The 26222-nt window shown below is 60.0% G+C and carries 20 protein-coding genes and 1 riboswitch; of the genes, 13 read left to right on the top strand and 7 right to left on the bottom strand.

Annotated elements, in window-relative coordinates:
• Position 1: 1 nt before the first annotated feature.
• Positions 2-1285 (top strand): lipid IV(A) 3-deoxy-D-manno-octulosonic acid transferase, encoded by a 1284-nt coding sequence (gene waaA, locus ACM6I0_RS02270; RefSeq protein ID WP_285435970.1) that lies wholly within the window; start codon positions 2-4, stop codon positions 1283-1285.
• 39 nt (positions 1286-1324) lie between these two features.
• On the opposite strand, the gene ACM6I0_RS02265 is transcribed toward waaA, so the two are convergent.
• Positions 1325-2764, bottom strand: a complete 1440-nt coding sequence (locus tag ACM6I0_RS02265) for a TolC family outer membrane protein (protein WP_285435971.1) — start codon at positions 2762-2764, stop codon at positions 1325-1327.
• A gap of 192 nt (positions 2765-2956) precedes the next feature.
• Positions 2957-3062, top strand: a riboswitch (TPP riboswitch).
• Between the two features lie 163 nt (positions 3063-3225).
• Here ACM6I0_RS02265 and thiC point away from each other — a divergent pair.
• Positions 3226-5115, top strand: coding sequence for a phosphomethylpyrimidine synthase ThiC (thiC, locus tag ACM6I0_RS02260; protein ID WP_285435972.1), 1890 nt, complete (start codon positions 3226-3228; stop codon positions 5113-5115).
• A 151-nt stretch (positions 5116-5266) separates the two neighbouring features.
• Complete coding sequence (gene cytX / locus ACM6I0_RS02255) at positions 5267-6559, top strand: putative hydroxymethylpyrimidine transporter CytX (protein ID WP_285435973.1); 1293 nt, start codon at positions 5267-5269, stop codon at positions 6557-6559.
• Here cytX and ACM6I0_RS02250 read toward each other — a convergent pair.
• On the bottom strand, positions 6528-7271 hold the full coding sequence (locus ACM6I0_RS02250; RefSeq protein ID WP_285435974.1) for an RsiV family protein: 744 nt from the start codon (positions 7269-7271) through the stop codon (positions 6528-6530). The two genes, cytX and ACM6I0_RS02250, sit on opposite strands and share 32 nt — an antisense overlap.
• Before the next feature lie 227 nt (positions 7272-7498).
• Here ACM6I0_RS02250 and ACM6I0_RS02245 point away from each other — a divergent pair, with 227 nt between their 5' ends.
• From ACM6I0_RS02245 to ACM6I0_RS02205, 9 genes are all read left to right on the top strand, one after another.
• Positions 7499-8116, top strand: coding sequence for an NUDIX domain-containing protein (locus tag ACM6I0_RS02245; protein WP_090176327.1), 618 nt, complete (start codon positions 7499-7501; stop codon positions 8114-8116).
• Positions 8107-8559 carry a DUF1249 domain-containing protein gene (locus ACM6I0_RS02240; RefSeq protein WP_090176324.1) on the top strand — a complete coding sequence of 151 codons (453 nt, stop codon included), beginning with the start codon at positions 8107-8109 and terminating at the stop codon, positions 8557-8559. The genes ACM6I0_RS02245 and ACM6I0_RS02240 overlap by 10 nt, the downstream gene beginning before the upstream one ends.
• Before the next feature lie 104 nt (positions 8560-8663).
• On the top strand, positions 8664-9479 hold the full coding sequence (gene cpdA, locus ACM6I0_RS02235; protein ID WP_285435975.1) for a 3',5'-cyclic-AMP phosphodiesterase: 816 nt from the start codon (positions 8664-8666) through the stop codon (positions 9477-9479).
• 876 nt (positions 9480-10355) lie between these two features.
• Complete coding sequence (locus tag ACM6I0_RS02230; protein ID WP_285431761.1) at positions 10356-10964, top strand: YqiA/YcfP family alpha/beta fold hydrolase; 609 nt, start codon at positions 10356-10358, stop codon at positions 10962-10964.
• Positions 10965-11018: 54 nt separating this feature from the next.
• Entirely contained in the window at positions 11019-12923 is a 1905-nt protein-coding gene (gene parE, locus ACM6I0_RS02225) for a DNA topoisomerase IV subunit B (RefSeq protein WP_222589517.1), read from the top strand.
• Entirely contained in the window at positions 12923-13912 is a 990-nt protein-coding gene (locus tag ACM6I0_RS02220; RefSeq protein WP_285431763.1) for an esterase-like activity of phytase family protein, read from the top strand. Before parE ends, ACM6I0_RS02220 begins: the two co-directional genes overlap by 1 nt.
• Positions 13909-14433 carry a TIGR02281 family clan AA aspartic protease gene (locus tag ACM6I0_RS02215; protein ID WP_285431765.1) on the top strand — a complete coding sequence of 175 codons (525 nt, stop codon included), beginning with the start codon at positions 13909-13911 and terminating at the stop codon, positions 14431-14433. The genes ACM6I0_RS02220 and ACM6I0_RS02215 overlap by 4 nt, the downstream gene beginning before the upstream one ends.
• Positions 14434-14440: 7 nt before the next feature.
• Entirely contained in the window at positions 14441-16708 is a 2268-nt protein-coding gene (gene parC / locus ACM6I0_RS02210) for a DNA topoisomerase IV subunit A (RefSeq protein ID WP_285431766.1), read from the top strand.
• 176 nt (positions 16709-16884) lie between these two features.
• Positions 16885-17598 (top strand): membrane integrity-associated transporter subunit PqiC, encoded by a 714-nt coding sequence (locus tag ACM6I0_RS02205; RefSeq protein WP_285431767.1) that lies wholly within the window; start codon positions 16885-16887, stop codon positions 17596-17598.
• A gap of 237 nt (positions 17599-17835) precedes the next feature.
• Here ACM6I0_RS02205 and ACM6I0_RS02200 read toward each other — a convergent pair whose 3' ends face one another.
• Positions 17836-19368, bottom strand: coding sequence for an AhpA/YtjB family protein (locus ACM6I0_RS02200; RefSeq protein WP_285431769.1), 1533 nt, complete (start codon positions 19366-19368; stop codon positions 17836-17838).
• A gap of 135 nt (positions 19369-19503) precedes the next feature.
• On the opposite strand from ACM6I0_RS02200, the gene serB reads away from it, so the two are divergent.
• Positions 19504-20718: a phosphoserine phosphatase SerB gene (serB, locus tag ACM6I0_RS02195; protein ID WP_090176300.1), complete on the top strand. Its 1215-nt coding sequence runs from the start codon at positions 19504-19506 to the stop codon at positions 20716-20718.
• Positions 20719-20850: 132 nt separating this feature from the next.
• Here serB and ACM6I0_RS02190 read toward each other — a convergent pair whose 3' ends face one another.
• The 4 genes from ACM6I0_RS02190 to ACM6I0_RS02175 all read right to left on the bottom strand — a co-directional run bounded on the left by ACM6I0_RS02190 (position 20851) and on the right by ACM6I0_RS02175 (position 26085).
• Positions 20851-22632 carry a molecular chaperone gene (locus ACM6I0_RS02190; RefSeq protein WP_285431771.1) on the bottom strand — a complete coding sequence of 594 codons (1782 nt, stop codon included), beginning with the start codon at positions 22630-22632 and terminating at the stop codon, positions 20851-20853.
• Between the two features lie 176 nt (positions 22633-22808).
• Positions 22809-23669: an archaetidylserine decarboxylase gene (gene asd, locus ACM6I0_RS02185; RefSeq protein ID WP_285431772.1), complete on the bottom strand. Its 861-nt coding sequence runs from the start codon at positions 23667-23669 to the stop codon at positions 22809-22811.
• Positions 23670-23678: 9 nt separating this feature from the next.
• Complete coding sequence (locus ACM6I0_RS02180) at positions 23679-24503, bottom strand: rhodanese-like domain-containing protein (RefSeq protein WP_285431774.1); 825 nt, start codon at positions 24501-24503, stop codon at positions 23679-23681.
• Between the two features lie 43 nt (positions 24504-24546).
• Entirely contained in the window at positions 24547-26085 is a 1539-nt protein-coding gene (locus tag ACM6I0_RS02175) for an HDOD domain-containing protein (protein WP_414921360.1), read from the bottom strand.
• Between the last annotated feature and the right edge of the window lie 137 nt (positions 26086-26222).

Raw genomic sequence — 26222 nt, 5'->3', positions numbered from 1 at the left:
CATGAATAGAACTCTCTACACCGCGCTGTTTTACCTGGGGCTGCCACTGGTAGCGATTCGGCTGTGGCTGCGCTCGCGCAAGGCGCCGGCGTATGCCAAACGCATTGGCGAGCGATTCTCCCTGGGCCTGCCGGCAATGAAGCCGGGCGGAATTTGGGTGCACGCGGTGTCCGTGGGTGAAAGCATTGCGGCGGCGCCGATGATTCGCGCCTTGCTGCAACGTTATCCACAGCTACCTATTACCGTGACCTGCATGACCCCGACCGGGTCCGAGCGCATTCGTGCACTGTTCGCCAACGAACCGCGCATCCAGCACTGCTATTTGCCTTACGACTTGCCGTGTGCCGCCAAGCGATTTCTCGATCGGGTCCGGCCGACACTGGCGGTGATCATGGAAACCGAACTGTGGCCAAACCACATTCACCAATGCGCCAAACGCGGCATTCCGGTGGCACTGGCCAATGCGCGACTGTCCGAGCGTTCGGCCAGGGGTTATGGCCGCTTCAACAAACTGACTCAACCTATGCTTGCCGAGATGAGCCTGTTCGCGGTGCAGACCGAAGCCGAGGCCAAGCGCTTTCGTGAATTGGGCGCGCGTGAGGAAACGGTGGAAGTGACCGGCTCGATCAAGTTCGACCTGACCATCGACCCTGCATTGCTTCAGCGTGCCGCCGAGCTGCGGGCGCAATGGCAGGCGCAGGAGCGTCCGGTGTGGATCGCTGCGAGCACTCATGAAGGGGAAGACGAAGTGGTGCTGTCGGCCCATCGTCAGTTGCTCGCCAATCATCCCGATGCGCTGCTGATTCTGGTGCCGCGTCATCCGGAACGATTCAATTCGGTGTTCGAATTGTGCCGGCAACAGGGGTTTTCCACGGTGCGTCGTTCCGCTGGCGAACCGGTCACCGCCGGCACATCGGTGTTGCTGGGCGACACTATGGGTGAGTTGTTGTTTCTGTATGCGTTGGCGGACAGCGCGTTTGTCGGCGGCAGTCTGGTACCAAACGGCGGGCACAACCTGCTGGAGCCGGCGGCGCTGGCCAAGCCGGTGCTGAGTGGCCCGCACCTGTTCAACTTCCTTGAAATCGCCGCGCAATTGCGCAGCGCCGGGGCGTTACAGGAAGTAGAAGATGCCGAAGGTCTGGCGCTGGCCGTGCAGCGGTTGTTCGAATTGCCGCGCGATGCGCAGCGGATGGCGGAGGCGGGCTTGAAGGTGATGCGCACCAATCAGGGTGCTTTGCAGCGATTGCTGGACGGGTTGGGACGGTTGATCGATCGGATTGCCTGACACAAAAAGATCGCAGCCTATGGCTGCGATCTTTTGTTTTTACTGCGTCGGATTAGCCTTCAACTGCGCCGCCGCAGCCTTGGCCAGATCCGGCGGCAGGAAGTCTTTGTCCGGGTTGTAGTCGGCCTTCAAATAACGCCCCAGATCCTGCAGATCTCCTGGGTTCAACGTACCCGCCGCCTGCTTCAAGCGCAGGTTGTCGAGGATATAGTCGTAACGGGTATTGTTGTAATTGCGCACCGAGGTGTACAGCTGGCGCTGCGCATCCAGCACGTCGACGATGTTTCGCGTGCCCACCTGATAACCGATTTCAGTGGCTTCAACCGCACTCTGGTTGGAGATGATCGACTGCTTGCGCGCCGCCACTTGTTCAACATCGGTGTTCACCGCGCGGTGCAGGTTGCGGGTACTTTCCACGATCTGGCGACGCAGGGATTCGCGCTGCTGCTCGGACTGATCCAGTTGCGCATACGATTGGCGCACCTGGGAACTGGTCAAGCCGCCGCTATAGATCGGGATGTTCAGTTGCAGGCCCACCGTCGTTTGCGAGACGTTGCCACCGTAAGGTTGGGGGAAGGCGTTCGGGTTGCTGAAACCCAGGGCGTCGTTGTCACCTTTCTCGTATTTCGCTACAGCGTCGAGGGTCGGCGCATGGCCTGCCTTGCGTTGCTTGAGGGTTTCTTCCGCCGCGCTGACGGCGTAGTTGCTGGCCAGTAGATTAAGGTTCTGCTTCGCCGCCGTATCGACCCAGGCCTTGGCGTCGTTCGGCGCGGGCGGCAGGATCGGCAACGTATGGGAAATACCCCAGATCGAGTTGTACTGACGGTTGGTCAGGGTGATCAGAGCTTCGAAAGCATCATCCACCTGACGCTGCGCGACGATCCGGTTGGCGCGCGCGGTGTCGTAGCTCGCTTGCGATTGCAACACGTCAGTCTTATCCGACAGGCCGACGTCAAAGCGTTCGTTGGACTGATCGAGCTGGCGTTTGAACGCGGCTTCCTCTGCCTTGGTCGAGGCCAGGTTATCCTGCGTGCGCAAGACGTTGAAGTAACTGTTGGCGGTTTGCAGGATCAGGTTTTGCTCGGTCGCCGAGAGTTGCAGTGCAGCCTGCTCGTTGACGTCTTTGGCGGCCTGGAACTGGAACCAGCGATCAGCGCGGAACAGCGGTTGAGCCAACGTCGCCTGGTAGGAGTGGGCGTTGCGGTTGGCGGTCGCCGAAGGCTGATCGATGACAGTGCGCACGTTGGCCATTTCTGCGCCGCCCGAGATATTGGGCAGCAGCCCGGCGCGAGCCTGAGGCACGACTTCTTTCTGCGCGCCATATTGAGCAACGGCGGCGGCCAGGTCGGCGTTGTTGTCCTTCGCTTCCTGATACACGCTGACCAGATCGTTTTTTGTCGATAAGGGCGCTTCTGCTGCCCAGGCCATTCCATTGGACGCACAAGACACGGCAAGGGCCAGTGAGAGTTTGCGCAGCATGAGGCCATCCCTAAGAAAATTACGCTGATAATTTGAGCGCCAAGGCTACGGCGCGGGCCACACAGCGTCAAGGCGCGGCATGGCTTGCGAGTGTAGTGGTGGCCACGTTCGGCAACAATCCGTTAATTGCGCCATTCATCATGGTGTTTACCGCGGTGTTGGCGTTCTTTGCTGGTTGTGTCTAGACTGGCCGGGTTCTTGTCGGGGTGCCTTGCTATGAGGCTGAGATCGAATAATTTCGGATCCCGTTGAACCTGATCAGGTTAGCGCCTGCGTAGGGAACAAGATTTCTCGTCACCCGGCGAGTCCTCTTGTGCTTCGTCCGGGATGTTGTTCGACAATCGAACACCCCTCGAGCACTGAGCACAGCACAGCTGGTTTTCCCAGCGCACGTGCGTCCATTCGTTTACAGGTTCGCTCCGACAAAAATCCACTGCCTGGATGTGTTCGGAGAGCCCGTGATGACGATAAAACTAAAAGACCATACGAACCTGAGTGACTCGGCCCAAGTCGATCAACAGTCGGTTCAGCCGTTTACCCGCTCGCAAAAAATCTACGTTCAGGGCTCCCGTCCGGACATCCTCGTGCCGATGCGCGAAATCAGCCTCGATGTGACCCCGACCGACTTCGGCGGCGAGGTCAATGCGCCGGTAGTGGTGTACGACACCTCGGGCCCGTACACCGATCCCAACGTCATCATCGACGTGCGCAAAGGCCTGGGCGATGTGCGCTCGCCGTGGATCGAGTCCCGCGGCGACACCGAGCGCCTGCCCGGCCTGAGCTCCAATTTCGGCCAGGAACGCCTGGCCGATGCCGAGCTGACCAAGCTGCGTTTCGCCCACGTGAACAACCCGCGCCGCGCCAAGGCCGGTGCCAACGTCAGCCAGATGCACTACGCGCGCAAAGGCATCATCACCGCCGAGATGGAATACGTCGCGATCCGCGAAAACATGAAGCTGGAAGTCGCCCGCGCTGCCGGTCTGCTGGACCAGCAACACGCCGGCCACAGCTTCGGTGCCAGCGTGCCGAAAATCATCACCCCCGAATTCGTCCGCGACGAGATCGCTCGCGGTCGCGCGATCATTCCGGCCAACATCAACCACACCGAACTGGAACCGATGATCATCGGCCGTAACTTCCTCGTGAAGATCAACGGCAACATCGGCAACAGCGCCTTGGGCTCGTCCATCGAAGAAGAGGTGGCGAAACTGACCTGGGGCATTCGCTGGGGTTCGGACACGGTCATGGACCTGTCCACCGGCAAGCACATTCACGAAACCCGCGAGTGGATTATCCGTAACTCGCCAGTGCCAATCGGCACAGTGCCGATCTACCAGGCCCTGGAAAAAGTCGGCGGTGCGGCCGAAGACCTGACTTGGGAGCTGTTCCGCGACACCCTGATCGAACAGGCCGAGCAAGGCGTCGACTACTTCACTATCCACGCCGGCGTGCTGCTGCGCTACGTGCCGCTGACCGCCAAACGCGTGACCGGCATCGTCTCCCGTGGCGGTTCGATCATGGCCAAGTGGTGCCTGGCGCATCACAAGGAAAACTTCCTCTACACGCATTTCGAAGACATCTGCGAAATCATGAAGGCCTACGACGTCAGCTTCTCGCTGGGCGATGGCCTGCGTCCGGGCTCGATTGCCGACGCCAACGACGCCGCACAATTCGGTGAGCTGGAAACCCTCGGCGAGCTGACCAAGATCGCCTGGAAGCATGACGTGCAGTGCATGATCGAAGGCCCGGGCCACGTGCCGATGCAGTTGATCAAAGAGAACATGGACAAGCAGCTCGAGTGCTGTGACGAGGCGCCGTTCTACACCCTCGGCCCACTGACCACCGACATTGCGCCGGGTTACGACCACATCACGTCGGGCATTGGCGCGGCGATGATTGGCTGGTTTGGTTGCGCGATGCTCTGCTACGTCACGCCCAAGGAGCACTTGGGGCTGCCGAACAAGGATGACGTGAAGACCGGGATCATCACCTACAAGATCGCCGCACATGCCGCCGATCTGGCCAAAGGGCATCCGGGCGCGCAGATCCGCGACAATGCCTTGAGCAAGGCGCGTTTCGAATTCCGTTGGGAAGACCAGTTCAACCTGGGCCTCGATCCGGACACTGCACGCTCGTATCACGATGAAACCCTGCCGAAGGATTCGGCCAAGGTCGCGCACTTCTGCTCCATGTGCGGGCCGAAATTCTGCTCGATGAAAATCACCCAGGAAGTCCGCGAATACGCGGCCAACCAACGGATCGAAACCGTCGATGCCGAAGTCGCCCAGGGATTGGCGGATCAGGCCGAGCGGTTCAAGCAGGAAGGCAGTCAGCTGTACAAGAAGGTTTGATCTGACCTGAAACGGTGGGGCCTGCACAGGCCCCATCGCCAGCAGGCTGGCTCCCACACTGGATCTGTGGCGTTCACGAGTCCCCTGTGGGAGCCAGCCTGCTGGCGATTGAGATCTACACAACAACAAATGTCCCTCTGAGATAACACCCTTGAGCATTCAACCCAGTACTTATTCTCCAGACATCGCGGTGCCGACGGACAAACGAGTCTTTGGCGGTCGCGATCTGTTTTCCCTGTGGTTTTCCCTCGGCATCGGTTTGATGGTGCTGCAAACCGGCGCTTTGCTCGCGCCAGGTCTGGGCCTGTCCGGCTCGTTGCTGGCGATCTTCCTCGGCACCTTGGTCGGCGTTCTGCTGTTGGCCGCCGTCGGTGTGATCGGCAGCGACACAGGCCTGTCCTCGATGGCTGCGCTCAAACTCAGCCTCGGCAAACGCGGCGCCAGCCTGCCGGCCGTGTTGAACCTGCTGCAACTGATCGGTTGGGGTTCGTTCGAAATTATCGTCATGCGCGACGCGGCCAGCCTGCTCGGCGCGCGGGCCTTCAGCGAAGGCAGCCTGCTGTCGAATCCGCTGCTCTGGACCTTGTTCTTCGGCGCACTGGCGACCTTGCTGGCAGTCAGCGGGCCATTGACATTCGTGCGGCAGATTCTGCGCAAGTGGGGCATCTGGCTGTTGCTGGCGGCGTGCATCTGGCTGACCTGGAACCTGTTCACCAAAGCCGATCTGGCCGCTTTGTGGGCGCAGGCCGGTGACGGTTCGATGCCATTCGCCGTCGGCTTCGACATTGCGATCGCCATGCCGCTGTCGTGGCTGCCGCTGATTGCCGACTATTCACGTTTCGGCAAGCGTGCGAAAGACGTGTTCGGTGGCACGGCACTGGGTTTCTTTATCGGTAACTTCTGGCTGATGAGCCTGGGCGTTGCGTACACCCTGGCGTTCGCGCCGAGCGGTGAAGTGAATGCCTTGTTGTTGGCACTGGCTGGTGCAGGTCTGGGGATTCCGCTGCTGCTGATTCTGCTGGATGAATCAGAAAATGCCTTTGCCGATATTCACTCGGCGGCGGTGTCCAGCGGGATTCTGTTGCGCTTGAAGGTCGAACATCTGGCCCTGGCGATTGGCGTGATCTGCACACTGATTGCGTGCCTGGCGCCGTTGGCCCAGTACCAGAACTTTTTGCTGTTGATCGGTTCGGTGTTTGCGCCGCTGTTCGGCGTGGTGCTGGTGGATCACTTCATCTTGCGCAAACGCAGTGCTCAGGTGGCGTCAGCCGCATTGCGCTGGCCGGCGTTACTCGCCTGGTTGGGCGGGGTGAGCACTTATCACTTGCTGGCCAATCTGTATCCGGACATCGGCGCAACCCTGCCGTCGTTGATTCTGGCAGGGTTGCTTCAGCTCGTGCTGGGTCGGGCCTTCAGTTACGGCCGGGAAACAGCTCAGGCTTGAGAATGCCGTTCAGGCGCGGGTAAGGGATCTTCAGTTCGATGTGGCCCAGCGCGTAAGGCGCGATGGTGCTCACTTCGTACTTGAGGATCACCCCACCGTAGGTCAGCGCCACGTTCTGGGTTTTCTGGAAATGCCAAGTCTTCAGGAACTCCGGCTCCTGATCGAGTTTGGTGCTGATCAGCCAGCTGTTGTGCGCCACTTGCGCGGCTTTCCAGAACGCTTCTTCCTGTCCCGGCAGCAACATATCCGACAGCGTCAGCACTTTATGCTGCTGGCGCGAATAGTTGATGAAGCTGCGCCCCGGTGTGCCTTGCGCGTTGCCGGTGTCCAGGTAGCTGGAAAATTCGACAATCACCAAGCCGTCATGCTGCTCACGTACCTTGGCTTGCAAGTAGCTGCTGGAATGCGGTGCGGCGGTGCGCAGGAACTGATCGCGATACGCGGCCAGGGTCGGCGCTGCCGGGGCGTCCGGGGTGCGGGTCAATTGCAGCAGGTTTTTTTCCACGAGGCCGTCCAGTTGTGGCTCGGCCGGAAAGTGCACGGTGTCGATGTTCACCAGCGGGCAATCAGGACTGGAGCACCCCGGCTTCAATGTTTCCGAGGCATCGCGGGTGGTCTCCAGCGGTGTCCGGTAATTGGGCTGGAACAAACTCTGGCAGGCACCCAGGGTCAGGGCGATTGCGGCCACGGAGGCGATTTTAAGAAACGACATGGGCGTCCTTCACAAAACAGGGAAAGGCGAAAAGTTATCCGCTTCGACTCTCAACGAAGCGGTCAGTTCGCCACTAAGCTAATTAGAGTTGGTTTCGCCCTCACCGTCTATCTCGCTGACTGGAAAGGGGCTGCATCAAACGGTGCGAGCGCGTTAGGATGGCGCGAAGTCGAGGTTGCAAGTCACAAAAGGAGCCTCGTAACGGACTGCAGTAAACGAGGATAGTCATGACTGATTTTGCCAACGCCATTCCGACCGCCGTAGATATCGTTCGGCGTGAAAAGTGCTACGAGGGTTTCTACAAACTCGATCGTGTGCACTTGCGCCACGAATTGTTTGCCGGGGGCATGAGTCGTGAGATCAATCGTGAAGTGTTTGTCCGCCATGATGCAGTCTGCGTGCTGCCGTACGATCCGCAGCGTGATGAAGTGGTGCTGATCGAGCAGTTTCGTGTAGGCGCCATGGGCAAGACCGACAATCCATGGCTGATCGAACTGGTCGCCGGTCTGATCGACAAGGATGAAGTGCCGGAAGAAGTTGCTCACCGCGAAGCGCAGGAGGAAGCTGGGCTTGTGTTCGGGGCGCTCTGGCCGATGATCAAATATTTTCCATCGCCGGGCGGCAGCAATGAGTTTGTGCATTTGTACCTGGGGCGTTGTGACAGCACCGGCGTCGGCGGCCTGTATGGGCTGGAGGAAGAAGCAGAAGATATCCGCGTCACGGTCTGGGCATTCGAAGACGCCTTGCAAGCCGTACGCGACGGAAGAATTGCCAACGCGCCTTGTATCATTGCTTTGCAATGGCTGGCTTTGAACCGCGTTGAAGTGAGGGGGCTATGGTCGTAAACAAGCTGCGCGATCGCTACCGGGTTGACCTTGTAGGGCTGCAAGCCTCTTGCGAGGCCAACTACGCGCGTCTGATGCGACTGCTGCCGGACATGCGTAATGAGCCGGCGGCGCGGCGCATTGCCGTGACTAACGGTGACCAGATGCTTGGCGTGCTGGCCCTCGAGGTGCTTCAAGTCTGTCCGTACACCACGACGCTGCAGGTTCGGCAGGAACATAGCCTGCCATGGTTGCCGGTGCCGCAACTGGAAGTTCAGGTCTACCACGACGCCTGCATGGCTGAAGTGGTCAGCGCCGAACATGCGCGACGCTTTCGTGGCATCTATCCTTATCCGAATGCCTCGATGCATCAGCCAGACGAGAAGGCTCAACTGAATATGTTTCTGGGCGAATGGCTGAGCCATTGCCTGGCGTTGGGGCATGAGTACGAAGTCGTCCGTTAACGTGAGTTGTGAACTGCGTCCGGTTCACAGGTTTCCCCTTTTGATCGTCCCCCAGCATAATTGCGGCACTCATCCATCCCGTGATTCAGCCTTGGGAGAACGCCTTGCCGAGCGTATCCACTTTGACCACCGCCGATTCGGCGTTATTGGTGCAACTCTCTGACAGTCATCTGTTTGCCGACGCGAACGGGACGCTGATGGGCATGAATACGCGCGACAGTCTGCAAAAGGTCATCGAGTTGGTGCGCCTTCAACAGCCGCAGATTGACCTGATTATTGCCAGTGGTGATTTGTCTCAGGACGGAACGCTGGAGTCCTATCAGCTGTTTCGCGATTTGACGCGGTCGCTTGATGCGCCGGCGCGCTGGATTCCTGGCAATCACGATGAGCCGCGGATCATGGCCGAGGCGGCGGTACAAAGCGCTTTGCTGGAGTCGGTGGTGGATGTCGGCAACTGGCGGGTCACGTTGCTGGATTCGGCGGTGCCGGGGTCGGTGCCGGGGTATTTGCAGGATGAGCAGTTGCAGTTGTTGGCTCGTTCATTGAGTGAGGCGCCGGAGCGGCATCATCTGGTGTGTTTTCATCACCATCCGGTGTCGATCGGGTGTGCCTGGATGGAGCCGATCGGGTTGCGTAATCCTGAGGCGCTGTTTGCGGTGCTTGATCGTTTTCCGCAGGTGCGTGCGGTTTTGTGGGGGCATGTGCATCAGGAGGTTGATCTTGAGCGTAAGGGGGTGCGGTTGATTGCTTCGCCTTCGACGTGCATTCAGTTTGAGCCGGGGAGTGATGATTTCAGTGTCAGTGATGAGGCGCCGGGGTATCGGTGGTTGCGGCTTTTGCCTGATGGGCGGGTTGAGACTGGCGTTGAGCGGGTTTCTGGGTTTGCCTTCCAGATTGATCACGGTTCTGATGGGTATTGACGGGTTTGGTCTTGGCGGCCTTTGGGCCGACCATGTTTTGGGTTGAGCGGGTGTATATCCGTTGCTGCGGTAACGGCGGCTTAGGGTTTCGCCCTGACGGCGACTCACTTTTTTTGACAAACGCCTCAAAAAAAGTAAGCAAAAAAAAGGCTCGCCCCGGCGTCCGGCCCCTCGCTTAGGCTCGGTGTTCCTTCGTTCCGGCATTCATCTGGGGGCATCGCCTCCGGTCTGCTTCGCGACGACCTCCTCTCGATGTGTGCGGCTCCGCCGCACGGCGCTACGCGCCTGCCCCCCAGATGAACGCCTCCACTCAGCCTGCCGAAGGGGCGGGTAGATCAAAAGCCAGATCAAGATCAAGAGCAGCAGGCGAGCTACCGCTCGGCCTGTTGAGTGGTGAAGAGCGGGCGGTACGCCTCGGGTTTTATTGTGGGAGTTAGCCTGCTCGCGATGGCGGCCTGTCAGCCGACCATGCTCTTCCAGCTACCCCACTGATCGTTCCCTACGCTCCGCGTGGGAATGCAGCCAGGGACGCTCCGCGTTCCGAAGGGGCGTGTAGATCAAGATCAAGAGCAGCAGGCGAGCTACCGCTCGGCCTGTTGAGTGGTGAAGAGCGGGCGCTACGCCTCGGGTTTTATTGTGTGAGCTGGCCTGCCCGCGATGGCGGCCTGACAGCCGACCAATCTCCTGCTGGTGTACAAAATTCATTGTGGGAGCTGGCCTGCCAGCGATGCCGGCCCGCCAGCCGACCAACCTCTCGCAGGTGTACAAAATTCATTGTAGGAGCGGGCTTGCTGGCGCCCCAATTTTTGCGGATATCCCCGATTTCTCCGACACCCTGTAAACTGCGCCTTTTTACCCGACGCACAGGGAGCTCAAATGTCCGGTTCGATCCTTTATATCCACGGTTTCAACAGCGCGCCGGCCTCTAAAAAGGCCACTCAGTTGATGCAGGTGATGGATCGTCTGGGTCTGAGTGATCAGTTGCGTGTCCCGGCCTTGCATCACCATCCCCGTGAGGCCATCGGTCAGCTGGACAGGGCGATTGAGGAGCTGGGGCGGCCACTGCTGGTCGGCAGCTCACTCGGCGGCTACTATGCGACTCACTTGGCTGAACGCCATGGCTTGAAGGCTCTGTTGATCAACCCTGCTGTCAGTCCGCACCGGATGTTCGACGGGTTCCTGGGGACGCAGAAAAACCTGTATACCGATGAAGCCTGGGAATTGACCCACGACCATGTAACGGCCCTGGCTGAGCTGGAAGTGCCGGCGCCCCAGGACCCGCAGCGGTTTCAGGTGTGGTTGCAGACCGGCGACGAAACGCTGGACTATCGCCTTGCCCAGCAGTATTACCGAGCCTGTGCCTTGCGTATTCAGGCCGGTGGCGATCACAGTTTTCAGGGTTTTGCCGCGCAGTTACCGGCGATGCTCAGTTTTGCCGGCATCGGCGCAGATTTGTATCAGGCGATTGATTTCACAGCACTGTGAGCCTTCACCTCTTTTTCCTTGAACATTTTTACAGAAGACGGACGACGAGACCCCATGGCCACTCCCAGCGCTAGCTCCTATAACGCAGACGCCATCGAAGTCCTCTCGGGCCTCGACCCGGTGCGTAAACGCCCCGGCATGTACACCGACACCAGTCGGCCGAACCACCTCGCCCAGGAAGTCATCGACAACAGCGTCGACGAAGCCTTGGCCGGGCATGCGACGTCGGTGCAGGTCATCCTGCATGCCGATCACTCTCTGGAAGTCAGTGATGACGGCCGTGGCATGCCGGTGGACATTCACCCGGAAGAGGGTGTGTCAGGCGTCGAGCTAATCCTCACCAAGCTTCATGCGGGCGGCAAGTTTTCCAACAAGAACTACCAGTTCTCCGGCGGTCTGCACGGGGTGGGTATTTCGGTGGTCAACGCTTTGTCGACCGAAGTCCGGGTGCGCGTAAAGCGTGACGGCAACGAATACCAGATGACCTTCGCCGACGGCTACAAGAAAACCGAGCTGGAAGTGATCGGCACCGTTGGCAAGCGCAACACCGGCACCAGCGTGTTCTTCGCGCCGGACCCGAAATACTTCGATTCGCCGAAATTCTCCATCAGCCGCCTCAAGCACGTGCTCAAGGCCAAGGCCGTTCTGTGCCCGGGGTTGCTGGTCAGTTTTGAAGACAAGGCCACCGGTGAGAAGGTCGAATGGCATTACGAAGACGGCCTGCGTTCTTACCTCGTCGATGCCGTCAGCGAATTCGAACGCCTTCCGGACGAGCCGTTCTGCGGCAGCCTGGCCGGTAATAAAGAAGCGGTCGATTGGGCGTTGTTGTGGTTGCCGGAAGGTGGCGACAGCGTTCAGGAAAGTTACGTCAACCTGATCCCGACAGCGCAGGGCGGTACCCACGTCAACGGTTTGCGTCAGGGCTTGCTCGATGCCATGCGCGAGTTCTGCGAATTTCGCAGCCTGCTGCCGCGCGGTGTGAAGCTGGCGCCGGAAGATGTCTGGGAGCGCATTGCCTTCGTCCTGTCGATGAAGATGCAAGAGCCGCAATTCTCCGGGCAGACCAAAGAGCGTCTGTCGTCCCGTGAAGCGGCGGCCTTCGTCTCCGGTGTGGTCAAGGACGCCTTTAGCCTGTGGCTCAACGCCAATCCGGAAACCGGCATGCTGCTGGCGGAACTGGCCATCAACAACGCTGGCCGTCGTCTGAAGGCCAGCAAAAAGGTAGAGCGTAAGCGCATCACGGCAGGTCCGGCACTGCCGGGCAAACTCGCCGACTGCGCCGGGCAGGACCCGATGCGCTCCGAGCTGTTCCTGGTGGAAGGTGATTCCGCCGGTGGTTCGGCCAAGCAGGCGCGTGACAAAGAGTTTCAAGCGATCCTGCCGTTGCGCGGCAAGATCCTCAACACCTGGGAAGTCGACGGCAGCGAAGTGCTGGCCAGCCAGGAAGTGCACAACATCGCCGTGGCCATCGGTGTCGATCCGGGTGCTGCGGACATGAGCCAGCTGCGCTACGGCAAGATCTGCATCCTCGCCGACGCCGACTCCGACGGCTTGCACATCGCCACGTTGCTTTGCGCCTTGTTCGTCCAGCATTTCCGCCCGCTGGTGGATGCCGGTCACGTCTATGTCGCGATGCCGCCGCTGTACCGCATCGACCTGGGCAAAGAGATTTACTACGCCCTGGACGAAGCCGAGCGCGATGGCATTCTCGATCGCCTGGTGGCCGAGAAGAAACGCGGCAAGCCGCAGGTCACCCGATTCAAAGGCCTGGGTGAAATGAACCCGCCGCAGCTGCGCGAAACCACCATGGACCCGAACACGCGGCGTCTGGTGCAGTTGACGCTGGACGATTTTGCCGCGACCTCGGAAATGATGGACATGCTGCTGGCGAAGAAGCGCGCCGGGGATCGCAAATCCTGGTTGGAATCCAAAGGTAATCTGGCCGAGGTTCTTGGTTGATGCGGGTTGGCTTTGCCCTGGCGTGTGGGTTGCTGCTGACCTCGTTGACGGTGTCTGCCGAACCGGCGCCGGAGCTGCGTCTGTTATCTGAACATGCCGTTGATGGCATGCGCGGCGGCAATCTGTCGGGACTGGCCCGGTGTGGTAAGGACCTGTGGACGGTTTCTGATCGCGACGATGATCAGATCTACCGTCTCGACACGACGGCCAACACCTGGCAAGCCGAAACCGTGCATATCGACGTACCTCCGGTGCCAGACACCGGTTTACCCTGGGGTTTGCGAGCGCGGACCTGGGCGGCTTCTTTCGTGCGGGGCGGCGACCTGGATTTCGAAGGCATCACCTGCGACAGCGCCGGCAATCGTTACATCGTTAGCGAAGGCCATGCGGCCGTCCTGCAAGTACCGCCAACGGGGCCGGCAAATTGGCTGAAAATTTCGCCCATGATGGTGCGCGAAGCTCGGGCCAGCGGCATGTTGCTGCAATTCAATGCAATATTCGAAGGCCTGGCGATCAATCCGGCAGGCGACCAACTGTGGCTCGCCGCAGAGCGCCAGAGCCGGGGTTTGCTGCTGATCAAGCGCAAACAGACTGTCTGGGATTGCGACGGTCGTTGTGTGCTTTTGAGCGAAGCAGGCATGGAAATGCAACCGCCGCAATTTCCCAAGGCCAGACCGGTCAACCGGGATTTTTCCGACCTGTCATTGTTCGAGGGCAAGCTGTTTACCCTTGAGCGCAACGCTTATCAGATCTGTCGTCGCGATCCGCAGACTGCCAAGGTCGAGCGCTGCTGGTCGTATGCCGCCGAATTGTTGCAGGAAAACCGACGCTATTCGCAGAACTACGGTTTGGAAGAGGCGTTGATCATCGACGCCGACGGTGCCTGGATTGGCGTCGACAACAACTTTGGCCCCCGCGCCGATGGCGAGGTCCGCCCGGTTGTCTGGCGCTTCGCGGCGCCTGAAGGTGGCTGGAGCGCCCAGCCTTGAGCCAACAGACGCCAGGAAAACGTGCCGGTCGCGTTTTTATGGTGTTGGCCTGGTGCGCCGCATTGTTTTTGGCGACGCGGTTTTTCGGGCAGTGGGAGGCGCGTCAGCAGAACCCCAATGTCGTCGTCACCTCGCAGCAGGGCGAAGGTTTTATCGAGGTCAAGCTGGCCAGTAACACACAAGGGCATTTCGTCGCCAGCGGCCAGATCAACGGCCAGGCGGTGAATTTCATGCTCGATACCGGGGCGACCGACGTGGCGATCCCGGCAGAAATGGCCGAAAGGCTGAAGCTGGAACAAGGCTTCGGGGTCACCCTGAGTACGGCCAACGGTCGCACAGAGGGCTATCGAACCCGCGTCGACCGGCTGCAACTGGGCGATATTGTGTTGCGTGATGTGCGCGCCATCGTCGTGCCAGGCCTGGATGGCAATCAAGTGCTGCTCGGAATGAGCGCGCTGAACAAACTTGAATTTACCCAGCGCGGTGGCACCATGCTGCTGCGCCAGACAACGAACCAATGAGGCCCGCATGAGCGACTCCCTTGATCTCAGCCTGGACGGTGTAGAACGCCGGTCGCTGGCTGACTTCACCGAAAATGCCTACCTCAACTATTCCATGTACGTGATCATGGACCGTGCCCTGCCGCATATCGGCGACGGCCTGAAACCGGTACAGCGACGCATCATCTACGCGATGAGCGAGTTGGGGCTGGACGCCGATTCCAAGCACAAGAAATCGGCGCGTACCGTCGGTGACGTGCTCGGTAAATTCCACCCGCACGGCGACTCGGCCTGCTACGAAGCCATGGTCCTGATGGCCCAGCCGTTCAGCTATCGCTACACGCTGGTCGACGGCCAAGGCAACTGGGGTGCGCCGGATGATCCCAAGTCCTTCGCCGCCATGCGTTACACCGAAGCACGGCTGTCGCGCTATTCCGAAGTGCTGCTCAGCGAACTGGGCCAGGGCACCGCGGATTGGGGCCCGAACTTCGACGGCACACTCGACGAACCGCTGGTGTTGCCAGCACGTTTGCCGAACATCCTGCTCAACGGCACCACCGGCATTGCCGTGGGCATGGCCACCGACGTGCCGCCGCATAACCTGCGCGAAGTTGCGACGGCGTGCGTGCGTTTGCTTGATGAGCCCAAAGCCACCGTCGAACAGCTCTGCGAGCACATCCAGGGGCCGGATTACCCGACCGAAGCGGAAATCATCACGCCCCGCGCCGATCTGCTGAAAATGTACGAAACCGGCAAGGGCTCGGTGCGCATGCGTGCCGTGTACCACATCGAAGATGGCGACATCATCGTTACCGCGCTGCCGCATCAAGTCTCCGGCGCCAAGGTGCTGGAACAGATCGCGGCCATGATGCAGGCCAAACCGTCCAAGGCGCCGCAGATCGCCGACCTGCGAGACGAGTCGGACCACGAGAACCCGTGCAGGATCGTGATCATTCCCGGCGCGCGCAAAAACTTCGATCACGACGCACTGATGACGCACCTGTTCGCCAGCACCGAGCTGGAGTCGAGCTACCGAGTCAACATCAACATCATCGGCCTGGACGGCAAGCCGCAGCTGAAAAACCTGCGTGCGCTGCTGGTCGAGTGGTTGGAGTTCCGGGTCCAGACCGTGCGTCGACGCCTGCAATTCCGCCTGGACAAGGTCGAGCGTCGCCTGCACCTGTTGGACGGTTTGTTGATCGCCTACCTCAACCTGGATGAAGTGATCCACATCATCCGTACCGAGGAACACCCCAAAGCCGCTTTGATCGAGCGTTTCGCCCTGAGCGAGATCCAGGCCGACTACATTCTGGATACCCGTTTGCGTCAATTGGCGCGACTGGAAGAAATGAAGCTGCGTGCCGAGCAAGATGAACTGCTCAAAGAGCAGGCCAAGCTGCAAGCCCTGCTGAGCAGTGAAGCCAAGCTGAAAAAACTGGTACGCACCGAACTGATCAAGGACGCCGAAACCTACGGCGACGACCGTCGGTCGCCGATCGTCGAGCGCGCCGAGGCCAAGGCCCTGACCGAGCACGATCTGCTGCCGAACGAGAAAGTGACCGTCGTGCTGTCGGAAAAAGGCTGGGTGCGTTCGGCCAAGGGCCACGAAATCGACGCCACCGGGCTTTCCTATAAGGCTGGCGATGGCTTCAAGGCCTTGGCACCAGGCCGCTCGAACCAGTTTGCGGTGTTTATCGACTCCACCGGTCGCAGCTATTCGGTGGCCGCACACACGTTGCCATCGGCCCGGGGCCAGGGCGAACCCCTGACCGGCCGTCTGACACCTCCGCCAGGGGCAAGCTTCGAATGCGTGCTGATGCCGGAAGACGATTCGCTGTACGTGATCGCTTCCGACGCCGGTTACGGTTTCGTGGTCAAAGGTGAAGACCTGCAAGCCAAGAACAAGGCCGGCAAGGCGCTGTTGAGCCTGCCCAACAATTCGAAGGTCATTCTTCCGCGTCCGGTAACGGACCGCGAGAATAATTGGCTGGCCTCGGTGACCACCGAAGGTCGCCTGCTGATCTTCAAGATCAGCGATCTGCCACAATTAGGTAAGGGCAAAGGCAACAAGATCATCGGAATCAACGGTGAGCGTGTGGCCAGTCGCGAAGAATATGTCACGGACATCGCCGTACTGCCGGAGGGCGCCACGCTGGTATTGCAGGCCGGAAAACGTACCTTGTCACTAAAAGCTGACGATCTCGAACACTACAAAGGTGAACGTGGGCGTCGTGGCAACAAACTGCCACGTGGCTTCCAGAGGGTAGATGCGCTGCTCGTCGAAAACCTCAATTAAGCGTCCTAGAGCGCTCGATCTACGATTTAACGCGTAGATCGACGCTTTGCCGCTGGAGTCGGAACGCATATTCACGGATGATATGGCCTTTCAAGCGCCGGCGTGGCCGAGCGTTCTTCATTTTTATTGAGTATTTTCACTGTGGTAAGCCTTGTGGCAACCACCTGGATGGGACGATGACTGCTCTGCGCCTTCCTTTTATTTTGATGCTCGCTGGCGTTCTTGGCCTGGCGGGTTGCAGCGTTCACCAACCGGTGTCGCTGTATCAGCTGGACAGCGGTAGTCCGGCTCCGCCTGCGCAAAGCGCGGGCATGGGGGTATTGTTGGGTCCGGTAACGGTTGCAGATTACCTGCAACGTGAAACCTTGCTCCAGCGGCAGCCCGATGGCAGCCTCCAGGCGTCGACCGACGGTCGTTGGGCCGGGAGCTTGTCGTCAGACATCGATCAGTTGTTGTTGCGTCAGGTCGCCGCTCGCCTGGACAGCCAGCGTGTTGTCCTGGCGCCGGCAACCTTGGGTTTCACGCCGGATGTTCAGGTGCTACTGACGATTACCCGTCTGGATTCGGGCAAATCGCAGCCAGCGATCCTGGATGCGCAATGGCGTCTGATTGACCGTCGTGGTCAGGTTCGCGATAACCGCATCATTCATCTGCAAGAACAGCATGCTGGCAGTACGGCGGCTCAGGTTCAGGCGCAGGGTGTGTTGCTGCAACGTCTGGCCGAGCAATTGTCGGTGGCCCTCAAGCCGTTGGCGAACCAGCCACCTATTGCCGAAGCACCACGCAAGTCTGCTCCGAAACCTGCTGCGCCGGCAGCCGAGCAGGATAAACAGCCGAAGATCCCGATGGCCTCGCCAATCCGCACGGATATGGAAGTGTTCAGGTTCTGACGCTGGATTGATTCAACACAAAGCCTGCAGAGATGCGGGCTTTGTTGTTTCTGCAGGGTGCAGATCTTCGGTGCCTGTTCCGGCCTCATTGCGGGCAAGCCCGCTCCCACAGGTGATCTCGGCGCCCCACAAATCCTATGTGGGAGCGAGCCTGCTCGCGATGGGGCCGGGACAGGCAACAAAAAGCCCGCAGACGATCACTCATCTGCGGGCTTTTTCACTTCTGGGCTTTAAGGCTTACGCCCGACGCTCGTGCATCCGCGCCAGTTGCCGTTCCAGCATCGACGGATAAGGCTCCATCAACCGTTCCACGCAACAAGCGCCCTCAGGGCTGGCAATCGGACGAATCCGCGCGCGTTGACGAATCAGTGCGTCGTCACCGATCTTGCGCTCCACCAGCAGCAGGTTGCGGCTGTGTTGCGACAGGGCCAAGGCGTCCTGAGCGGTTTCGGTCAGCAGCAGGTCGATCTGGCTCAGACCGAACAACTCATCGCCCAGCGTCAGGCCCAGCTGCAATTGCAGGGTAATGCCGCTGTCCGCAACTTCGATCTGCAGCTGATGGCCAAGGGCTCGCAACAGCTCACCGCAGCAGATCGCGTTGGTCAGGTAGTCGTCACCGCTGTCTTCGGTGTGGAACAGCATCAGCGTGCTGCCGTCGTTCAGGGTGTGCAGCTCGCTCTGGTAGAGCGAGGCCGCCTGATCGAGGCAATCGCGATAGCGTTTCAGCAGTTCTTCCAGACGGGTACGTGGCAGACGACGCAGTTGATCTTGCGCGCCCAGCTGCACGGCCAGTACCGCGCTGTGCTGTGGCACGTTCGAGACGACCGGTTTTACCTTTGCTATCGGCGCGCTGGTTGCCGATTCGTCAATCAAGTCGGCAAACGCGTCATCGTCATCATCGTCTTCGACAGTGCTGACACTGCGCCGTGGCGCAGGCTTGAGCCCCGCCACGGGCTTGGATTCATCAAAGCTTGGGTCGCGCAGGTTGCGCACTTCGAAGGTCGGCTCGTTATCGTCCGTGTCTTCGTATTCGTTATCGTCGACCTCGGGCTGTGGCGCAGGCGCAGGCTCTGCCGGTTCCGGCGCGAAGTTGGCATGCAGCTGGCGGGCGAGGTCGCCAACTTCATCCTGGCGCTCGGTGGCGGGGGTGTATTCGTCGATATTGCGCAGCCACACGCGCAGTTGCAGCAGCGGTGTGGAGATATTGCGCCCCAGGCGCAAACTCAGCGCCAGGGACAGGGCCAGCAGGATCGCACTCAAAATTCCCATGCTTTGCAGGCTGATGGTCATCGGCTGCTGGAACTGATCCATGTCCAGGCTGATGCGCAGTTGCCCGGCGGTCACGTCCTGGAAGGTGATCTTGCTCTGGTACATGCCCTCGGCTTCGCCCAGCAGGCTGTGCTTGGGACGCTGACCGGCTTCGGCGAGGATGCGGTTATCCACGCTATAAATGGCGGCGTGGGCCACCAGTTTGTTTTTGGTCAGGTTGTTGAGCAGCACGTTGAGACTGAGGATGTCGTTGGACACCAACAGCTCCGTGGCGGAGGTGGCGGTCTGCGTGGTCAGGCTTTCGCCCAGCGCATCTGCCTGCTCGTGCATGGCCTGCTTGAACTGCAAACCCATCACGCAGGCATAGATGACCAGGGCCAGAGCGACCAGGATCACGTTATGGCTGGCGATGCGCAATGCAATCGGTACACGGCGATGGCGCAGTGCCCGGAAGATCAGCAGAAAGAAGTTATCGGTTTTTACTGGCGTGGGCCGGTTCACTTGAGCTCGGCTCTTTTGTCCGTGAAGTTGACGCGCAGTATAGCGACAGGCCCTAGACCGGCAAAGCGCTGACGGTGCCCGATGGTCACTGAAAGTGGGTAGAATGCGGTTTTTTTCCACCTGCGGGGGTGCGCCTTGCGCGAAATCGTCCTGATAAACATCACGGGAGTCGACCGTCCGGGTCTGACTGCGGCCATAACTGGCGTTCTGGCCCAGGGTGGTGTGAACATTCTCGACATCGGTCAGGCGGTGATCCACGACACCCTGTCGTTCGGCATCCTGGTTGAGATTCCTGGCACCGAGCAAGGCAAGTCAGTGCTCAAGGACATCCTGTTCAAGGGTTACGAGCTTGATCAACAAGTTCGTTTCACCCCGGTATCCGAAGAGGATTACCAGCAGTGGGTCGGCAATCAAGGCAAAAAACGCCACATCGTGACCCTGTTGACCCGCAAAGTGACCGCCGGTCAATTGCAGGCCGTGAGTTCGATCACCGCCAAATATGGCCTGAACATCGATCATATCGACCGCTTGTCGGGGCGCATGCCGCTGGATACCCCGGCCGACAAGGGCAAGGGCTGCATCGAGTTTTCCGTGCGTGGCGAGGCGGCTGATCCGCAGGCGCTGCGGGCTGAATTCCTCAGTGTTGCGCAGGAACTGAACGTCGACATCGCGTTCCAGGAAGATTCGCTGTTTCGCCGTAACCGCCGTCTGGCGGTATTTGACATGGACTCGACGCTGATCGAGGCCGAAGTCATCGACGAACTGGCCAAGGCTGCCGGTGTGGGCGATCAGGTGTCTGAAATCACCGAACGTGCGATGGCTGGCGAGCTGGATTTTCGCGCCAGTTTCAAAGAGCGCCTGGCCTTGCTCAAAGGGCTGGACGTCAGTGTGCTGGACTCGATCGGCGCCTCCCTGCGCCTGACCGAAGGCGCCGAAACACTGTTCGCCGAGCTCAAGCGTCTGGGTTACAAGACCGCTATCCTGTCGGGTGGCTTCACCTACTTCGCCAAGCAATTGCAGGCCAAGCTGGGCATCGACTACGTGTTTGCCAATGAACTGGAAGTGGTCGACGGCAAGGTTACCGGCGTTGCTGTCGAGCCGATTGTCGACGCGCAGCGCAAGGCAGATCTGCTGCGCGAGCTGGCGCACAAGGAAGGTTTGCGGCTGGAGCAGACCATCGCGGTCGGTGACGGTGCAAACGATTTGCCGATGCTGGCGATTGCCGGTCTGGGTGTAGCGTTCCGCGCCAAGCCGCTGGTGAAGCAGTCGGCGAAACAGGCGATTTCCACCCTCGGGCTGGATGGGGTGTTGTACCTGTTGGGCTTCCGCGATCGTGACGGACAGCTCTAAGGACTTCGCTGTCTGAGTGGCCCATCGCGGGCAAGCCCGGCTACCCCATAGATCTCCTTTTTGTGACCTGCGGAGACCCTGTGGGAGCCGGGCTTGCCCGCGATGCTGGCACCTCAGTCTTTCAGACCGCACTCAAAGCGACTTCCACAACGAATCAAACTCCTCCTCAACGCCGCTTCCAGCGGCGTTGTCGTTTCTGCTCGCTTCCAGTGAACGATAAGCAAACTGATTGAAACTGTTGGTGCTCGCCACTCGCCGATCGAGTCCGGCCCGGCGCTCTTGGCCGTTGGTGTTGATCAACACTTTATTGCCTTCCTGGAACGGCAGGCGTGGAGCGAGCAGGGTGGCGGGCAGGTCGATGGCGCTGATCTCGGGCAGCAACAGGCCACGCAGATATTGGCTGTGATCGTCCTGCGAACGTACCAGTTGCAACCCGCACGGCTCGGCATAAGGCGCGACCTGTTCGATGCCCATCTGCGTGCCGCCACCACGCACCTGACGAATCCAGCGCACCACCGCAATGCTCCAGCCTTTATTGGCGGAGTCCTCGATCCCGACCATCTCGCCGGCCTGTAGCTCGGCGGGCACCGCGCCGGGCCACGCCAGGCAGTATCCGCCCGGGCTGTGGTTGATGATTGGCAGGGCATAGGTCGGAAAATGCCGATTGCTGTCGGCGGCTTCCTTGCCGTCGTCGTTCTGCAGGTGTGGGTATTCAATTTCTTCATAAGGCAGCAAGGCATCGGTGCTGGCGTTGGGCGCAGCATCGAAGGCATGGCTCCATTGGTCCTTTCCCTGGCCTGTCAGGGGCAATGCCGAGAATTTCGCGAGTCGGGTGCCGGGGTTTTTCAGAATGTCGCTGAATGAACGTTCGCCGCCCAGGTAAAAGTGCAGCGCGCTCATGCCCACGCATAGGGTCAGGGTGCCTTGGCCGACGGTACGTTGAAAGCTGCGCTCGGCCGCCTGCCCCCACGCGGCGTGCAGGTGTTGCAGCGTATCCAGGGTCAAGCCGGCGGGTATCGGCAGCGGTGTTGAGCCACTGTTATCGCCCTGCAGGTGAGCTTCGATGGCGGCGACCAGGGGCTGAGGGTCAACGCCCAGCAAACTGGCCTGCTGCTCGGCCCTGAATTTGGAGCGATAGCGTGGCGCGACGTCGAGGTCCGGTGCGACGGCGAACAGCCCGTCTAGGGGGTTGGAGGGCTGCAACTTGATCCATTGGCTCCAGGGCTCAAGTACCTCGGCGAGTCGGGCGATCTGGTTCTGGCGCAACTGATTGCAGCGTGCGGCGCCCAGCAGCAGGGCGACCACGTAAGTCTGTTCGATGCTCAGGGTTCGTGTCTGGCTGGCCAGTTCATCGCGCAGGCTCAAGTGCTGGAGCTTATGCGCGCAGGCGATCCGGTACAGCTGATGCAGCTCCAGCCATAGCCCTTCCGGCACTGGGCAGTAGAGTTGTGTCGCACGGATCAGGGGGCCATTGAGGCAATGGATCGCCCGCTGTAGCGCCTGTGCCAGCAATGGCGCCCGGTCTTTGCTGAAACGCGGTGTGATGCGCACGACGATCTGTTTGTAGCCGGTCGCCAAGTGATTTTGCAGCGCCTGGCAGAGGTTGGCGATCTTGCGCGAGCGCTCGTCGAGCACAATGGCTTGATGCAGAAAATGCCGTTCCAGGTGTTTGCAGACGAAATACACCTCGGGCCGCAGCAGTTCGAGCAGTTGCAGGCGATTGTCGCTGGGGGTGAGCAGTTGGTTGAGTTCGCTCAAGCCTTGATAGAGCAAGCGAGCGGTTTCGCCGATGTTGGCTTTGGGCAGGTCGGCGATCCAGCGCTTGAGGTCGCGCGGCGTGGGTTCACAGAACGACAGGCGCAGTTGCGTCGGGATCGGGACACGTAACAGCAGGTGGGGGCTGGTCTCATTCATGCCGTGGAAAAACTCCAACCGGGAAATGGGCAGTGAATGGCGTGACTGTAGCAGCTATGCGCCTCGACTGTTTGTCTGTCAGGCGCGTGCCGTTGGGGCTTTCGTGGTAAATCGAGCGAGGGTGCTACCGCGATGTCCGCCCCGTCGAACACATTCGATGGGGCGGATGAGGCAGGTCAGGCGTTTGGCAGGCCGAGTGCCTGGCCCATTTGAACCGGCGACAGAGCGCCGAGGCCTTCAGCCCATTTCACCTGGTCCGGCCCGAACAGCACGACAGCGGTCGAACCCAGTTTGAAGCGACCCAGTTCGGCGCCTTTCTCCAGATGGATCGGTGCACGGGCAGCTTCGTCGTAACGGAAGGTTTTCAGTTCGCGCTTGGGCGGCGTCACCAGCCCGGCCCATACGGTTTCAATCGAAGCCACGATCATCGCGCCCACCAGCACCACGGCCATCGGCCCGCGCTCGGTGTCGAAAATGCACGCCACGCGCTCGTTGCGGGCGAACAGCTCCGGTACGTTTTCAGCGGTGGTCTGGTTGACCGAGAAAATCCGCCCCGGGATGTAGACCATCTCGCGCAGGGTACCGGCCAGTGGCATGTGTACGCGGTGATAGTCTTTCGGCGACAGGTAGATCGTCGCGAAATCACCGCCCATGAACGGCGCAGCATTCGCCGCATCGCCACCGAGCAATTCCAGGACGCTGAAGCTGTGGCCCTTGGCCTGGAACACGCGACCGTGTTCGATCGGGCCGAGCTGGCTGACTGCGCCGTCGGCCGGGCTGAGAATGGCGCCCGGGGTTTCGTCCAGCGGGCGAGCGCCGTCTTTCAGCGCGCGGGTGAAGAACGCATTGAAGTGCTCGTAGGCAGTCAGGTCCTCGACCAGCGCCTGGGACATGTCCACCTGATAGCGCTTGGCGAACCAGGCGGTAAAGGCGTTCTTGAACCAGCGCACGCGGCATTCGGCAATGCAGCCGGCCAGTCGCGACAGCAGGTGATGAGGCAGCAGGTATTGGCTGAGGATAAACAAACGCTTATTCATTAACTGTCCTTAAAAACCTTGAATTTCTACGGGCGTATCAGGGTGGTTGCCCCATTCGCCCCAAGAGCCGGCGTAGCCTTTGACCCGCGGATAACCGAGGGATTTGGCCACTAGATAGGTGAAGCCAGAGCGGTGGTGAGTCTGGCAGTGGGTAATCACTTCTTTGTCTTTGGTGATGCCGAGTTGTTCCAGGATCTGCGGCATGTCCTGGCGGATGCGCAGGTTGCGCGCCTGATCCATGCCGGCCGTCCATTCGAAATTCACCGCGCCGGGAATGTGCCCGGCCTTGGCCGCCAGCACCTTCTCGCCGGAGTATTCCAGCGGGCCGCGCGCGTCCCAGATGGCCAGGTCGGCGGCGCCGAGACGGCTTTGCAGGTATTCACGGGTGGCGGTGGGTTCGTCGTGCAAGGTCAACGCAACCGGGCCTCCAGCGGATGGCGGGATCTGGATCGACATTGGAAATCCTTCTGCCAACCAGGCCGTCAGGCCACCGTCGATGTAGTGGTATTTTTTATGACCGATGACATCCAGCAGCCAGATGAAGCGCCCGGCCCAGCCGCCGCCTTCGTCGTCATACACCACATAGACGGCATCGGGGTTGTGTCCCAATTCGCCGAACAATGCTTCGAGGGCCGCTTGCGGCGGCATCAGCCCTGGCGCAGGCGCCTGGCCGAGTTGCGTACGTTTGGGATCGACAAAGCGCGCTCCGGGAATATGCCCTGCGGCATAGCGGGCGCTGCTGGTCAGGTCCACCAGAATCAGTTCGCGGGACTCAAGGCGAGGGAGCAAGTCGCTCGGCTCGATGACCAGCGCCAAGCCAGAGAAGTCAGACATGTGAGGTCTCCAGAGCACAAAGGGAGAGGATTGTAACGCAGCCTTATTGGCCGCGGTGGCTAAAGCTGTGCAGGGCCTTTTCGATGCACTGCGCGGTTTTACCGAAGGCTTGCACGGTGATCTCCGAGAACGGCCCGCCGCCCTGATCGGCAACAACGACCATGATCACTCGACCATTGTTGACCAATGATCGCAGCAGCAAGTGTTCGCCACGAAACAGCGCGCGCAAACTGGCGGGTAATAAAGCTGAAAACTGCGCGTTGTTGGCCGGCGTCAGGCGCACTTGGGCCTGTTGCGAGAGCAAGCGTTGCAGCACGGTGCTCTGGCTGACTACAAAGTTCAGGCCTTGCGCTTCCTTTGTCAGCCCGGCCGATTGATGCACGCGCAAATTGGCGTGCGTACGGTCTGCCATCAAAATCATGACCCGCCGCATGCCGCACGCGACCAGTGCGTCCCGTGCCGAGGTGGTCAAGTGCATGGCGTTGGTGAAACGGCTCGGCTCGACCAGCAGTTCGGCGCATTGCTTGCGCCAGTTCGCCAAGTCCTCGGCGGTGGGGGCCGCGGCCGGGAGCAAACCGGCGTGAATGCGGTTCATGCCTGTAGGCCAGATTAGCGAGACGGCCGGGTGCCAGAGGTCCGGCATGGCATGGTGGTGCGCGCTGTTGGCCGCCTGTTGGTGCAATTGCTGCTGCACCTCGTTCATTGGCAATTGCAGATAAAGGCTGGTCAGGTACTGCCAGCGCTGACAATGCGGGCTGTCCCAGGCATGTTGCGCCGACAGCGCCAGACCATTGGCCAGCAACACCGTATTGGCGGGCTGATTGAGCCACCGGCGCAGGGTCGGATCGTCATCGAGGCGGTTTTGCTGGCGCAGCGGATGGTCGACGTCGCGGGCGATGCGCAGCACTTTAACCAGTTCACGCTGCTCGTTCAGCAGCAGTCGATAGCCTTGCTGGACCCAGATCGGCAGGCGCCATATGTCCACCAGTGCCAGGCAGATATCCAGCAAGCGCACGCCGAACAATTGTTTTTCGACGATGCGAGCCGACTCGCCTTTATGAATGACCCGCAGTTCCCACTCTTCAAGCAGTTGTGGATGAGTCAGCGCCATCGGCCACAGCGGTGAAAGAAACAGCAGGCTGCCCCAGTGGATGTCCTGCCACAAACGCGCCAGACGACTGGCGAAAAAACCGTTGGCCTGTTGGGTTGCGTGCTGACTTATCAGTTGAAGCTGACGCAGCGCGACCGGTATTTGTGACACGGGTTCGGCGGGAAGTCGGGCGAGCAATTCTTCGGTGCGTTTCAAACCGAGGCGATTAAGGGCCACCTCGAGGTTTTCAGCAGGCTCGGTCATGCTGCCGTGGGTATGGCGGTTGGCTTCGCGAATCACACTCAAGGCCAGGGCCGGGCTGCCTTGCAACAACTCGGCGATGTCGCGAAGTGAACTGCGGTTATCGGCAATGGCCTTGCAGACACGGTCGTGACTGTCTTGCGGAACCGGCAGGCGCACGCCATCAAGCAGTTTGACCCAGCCTTCAAGCGTGGTTGGTTTCGCGGTCGGAATGTTCGTTTCGTTAGCCATGGTTGGACGTGATCATCGTCTGCATTACCTTTGCCCGAGGAGGGCTAAATTAGCTTTTCGCCTGAACTGGCTATAGTCTGGCGCAGTTTTGCCGATAAGTAGAAGAAGAGATTTTTTAACTTCCGAATATGACCTTG

Source organism: Pseudomonas sp. IT-P294 (assembly GCF_949767865.1).
GTDB lineage: Bacteria > Pseudomonadota > Gammaproteobacteria > Pseudomonadales > Pseudomonadaceae > Aquipseudomonas.
This window is presented reverse-complemented; position numbering and strand designations above follow the sequence as displayed.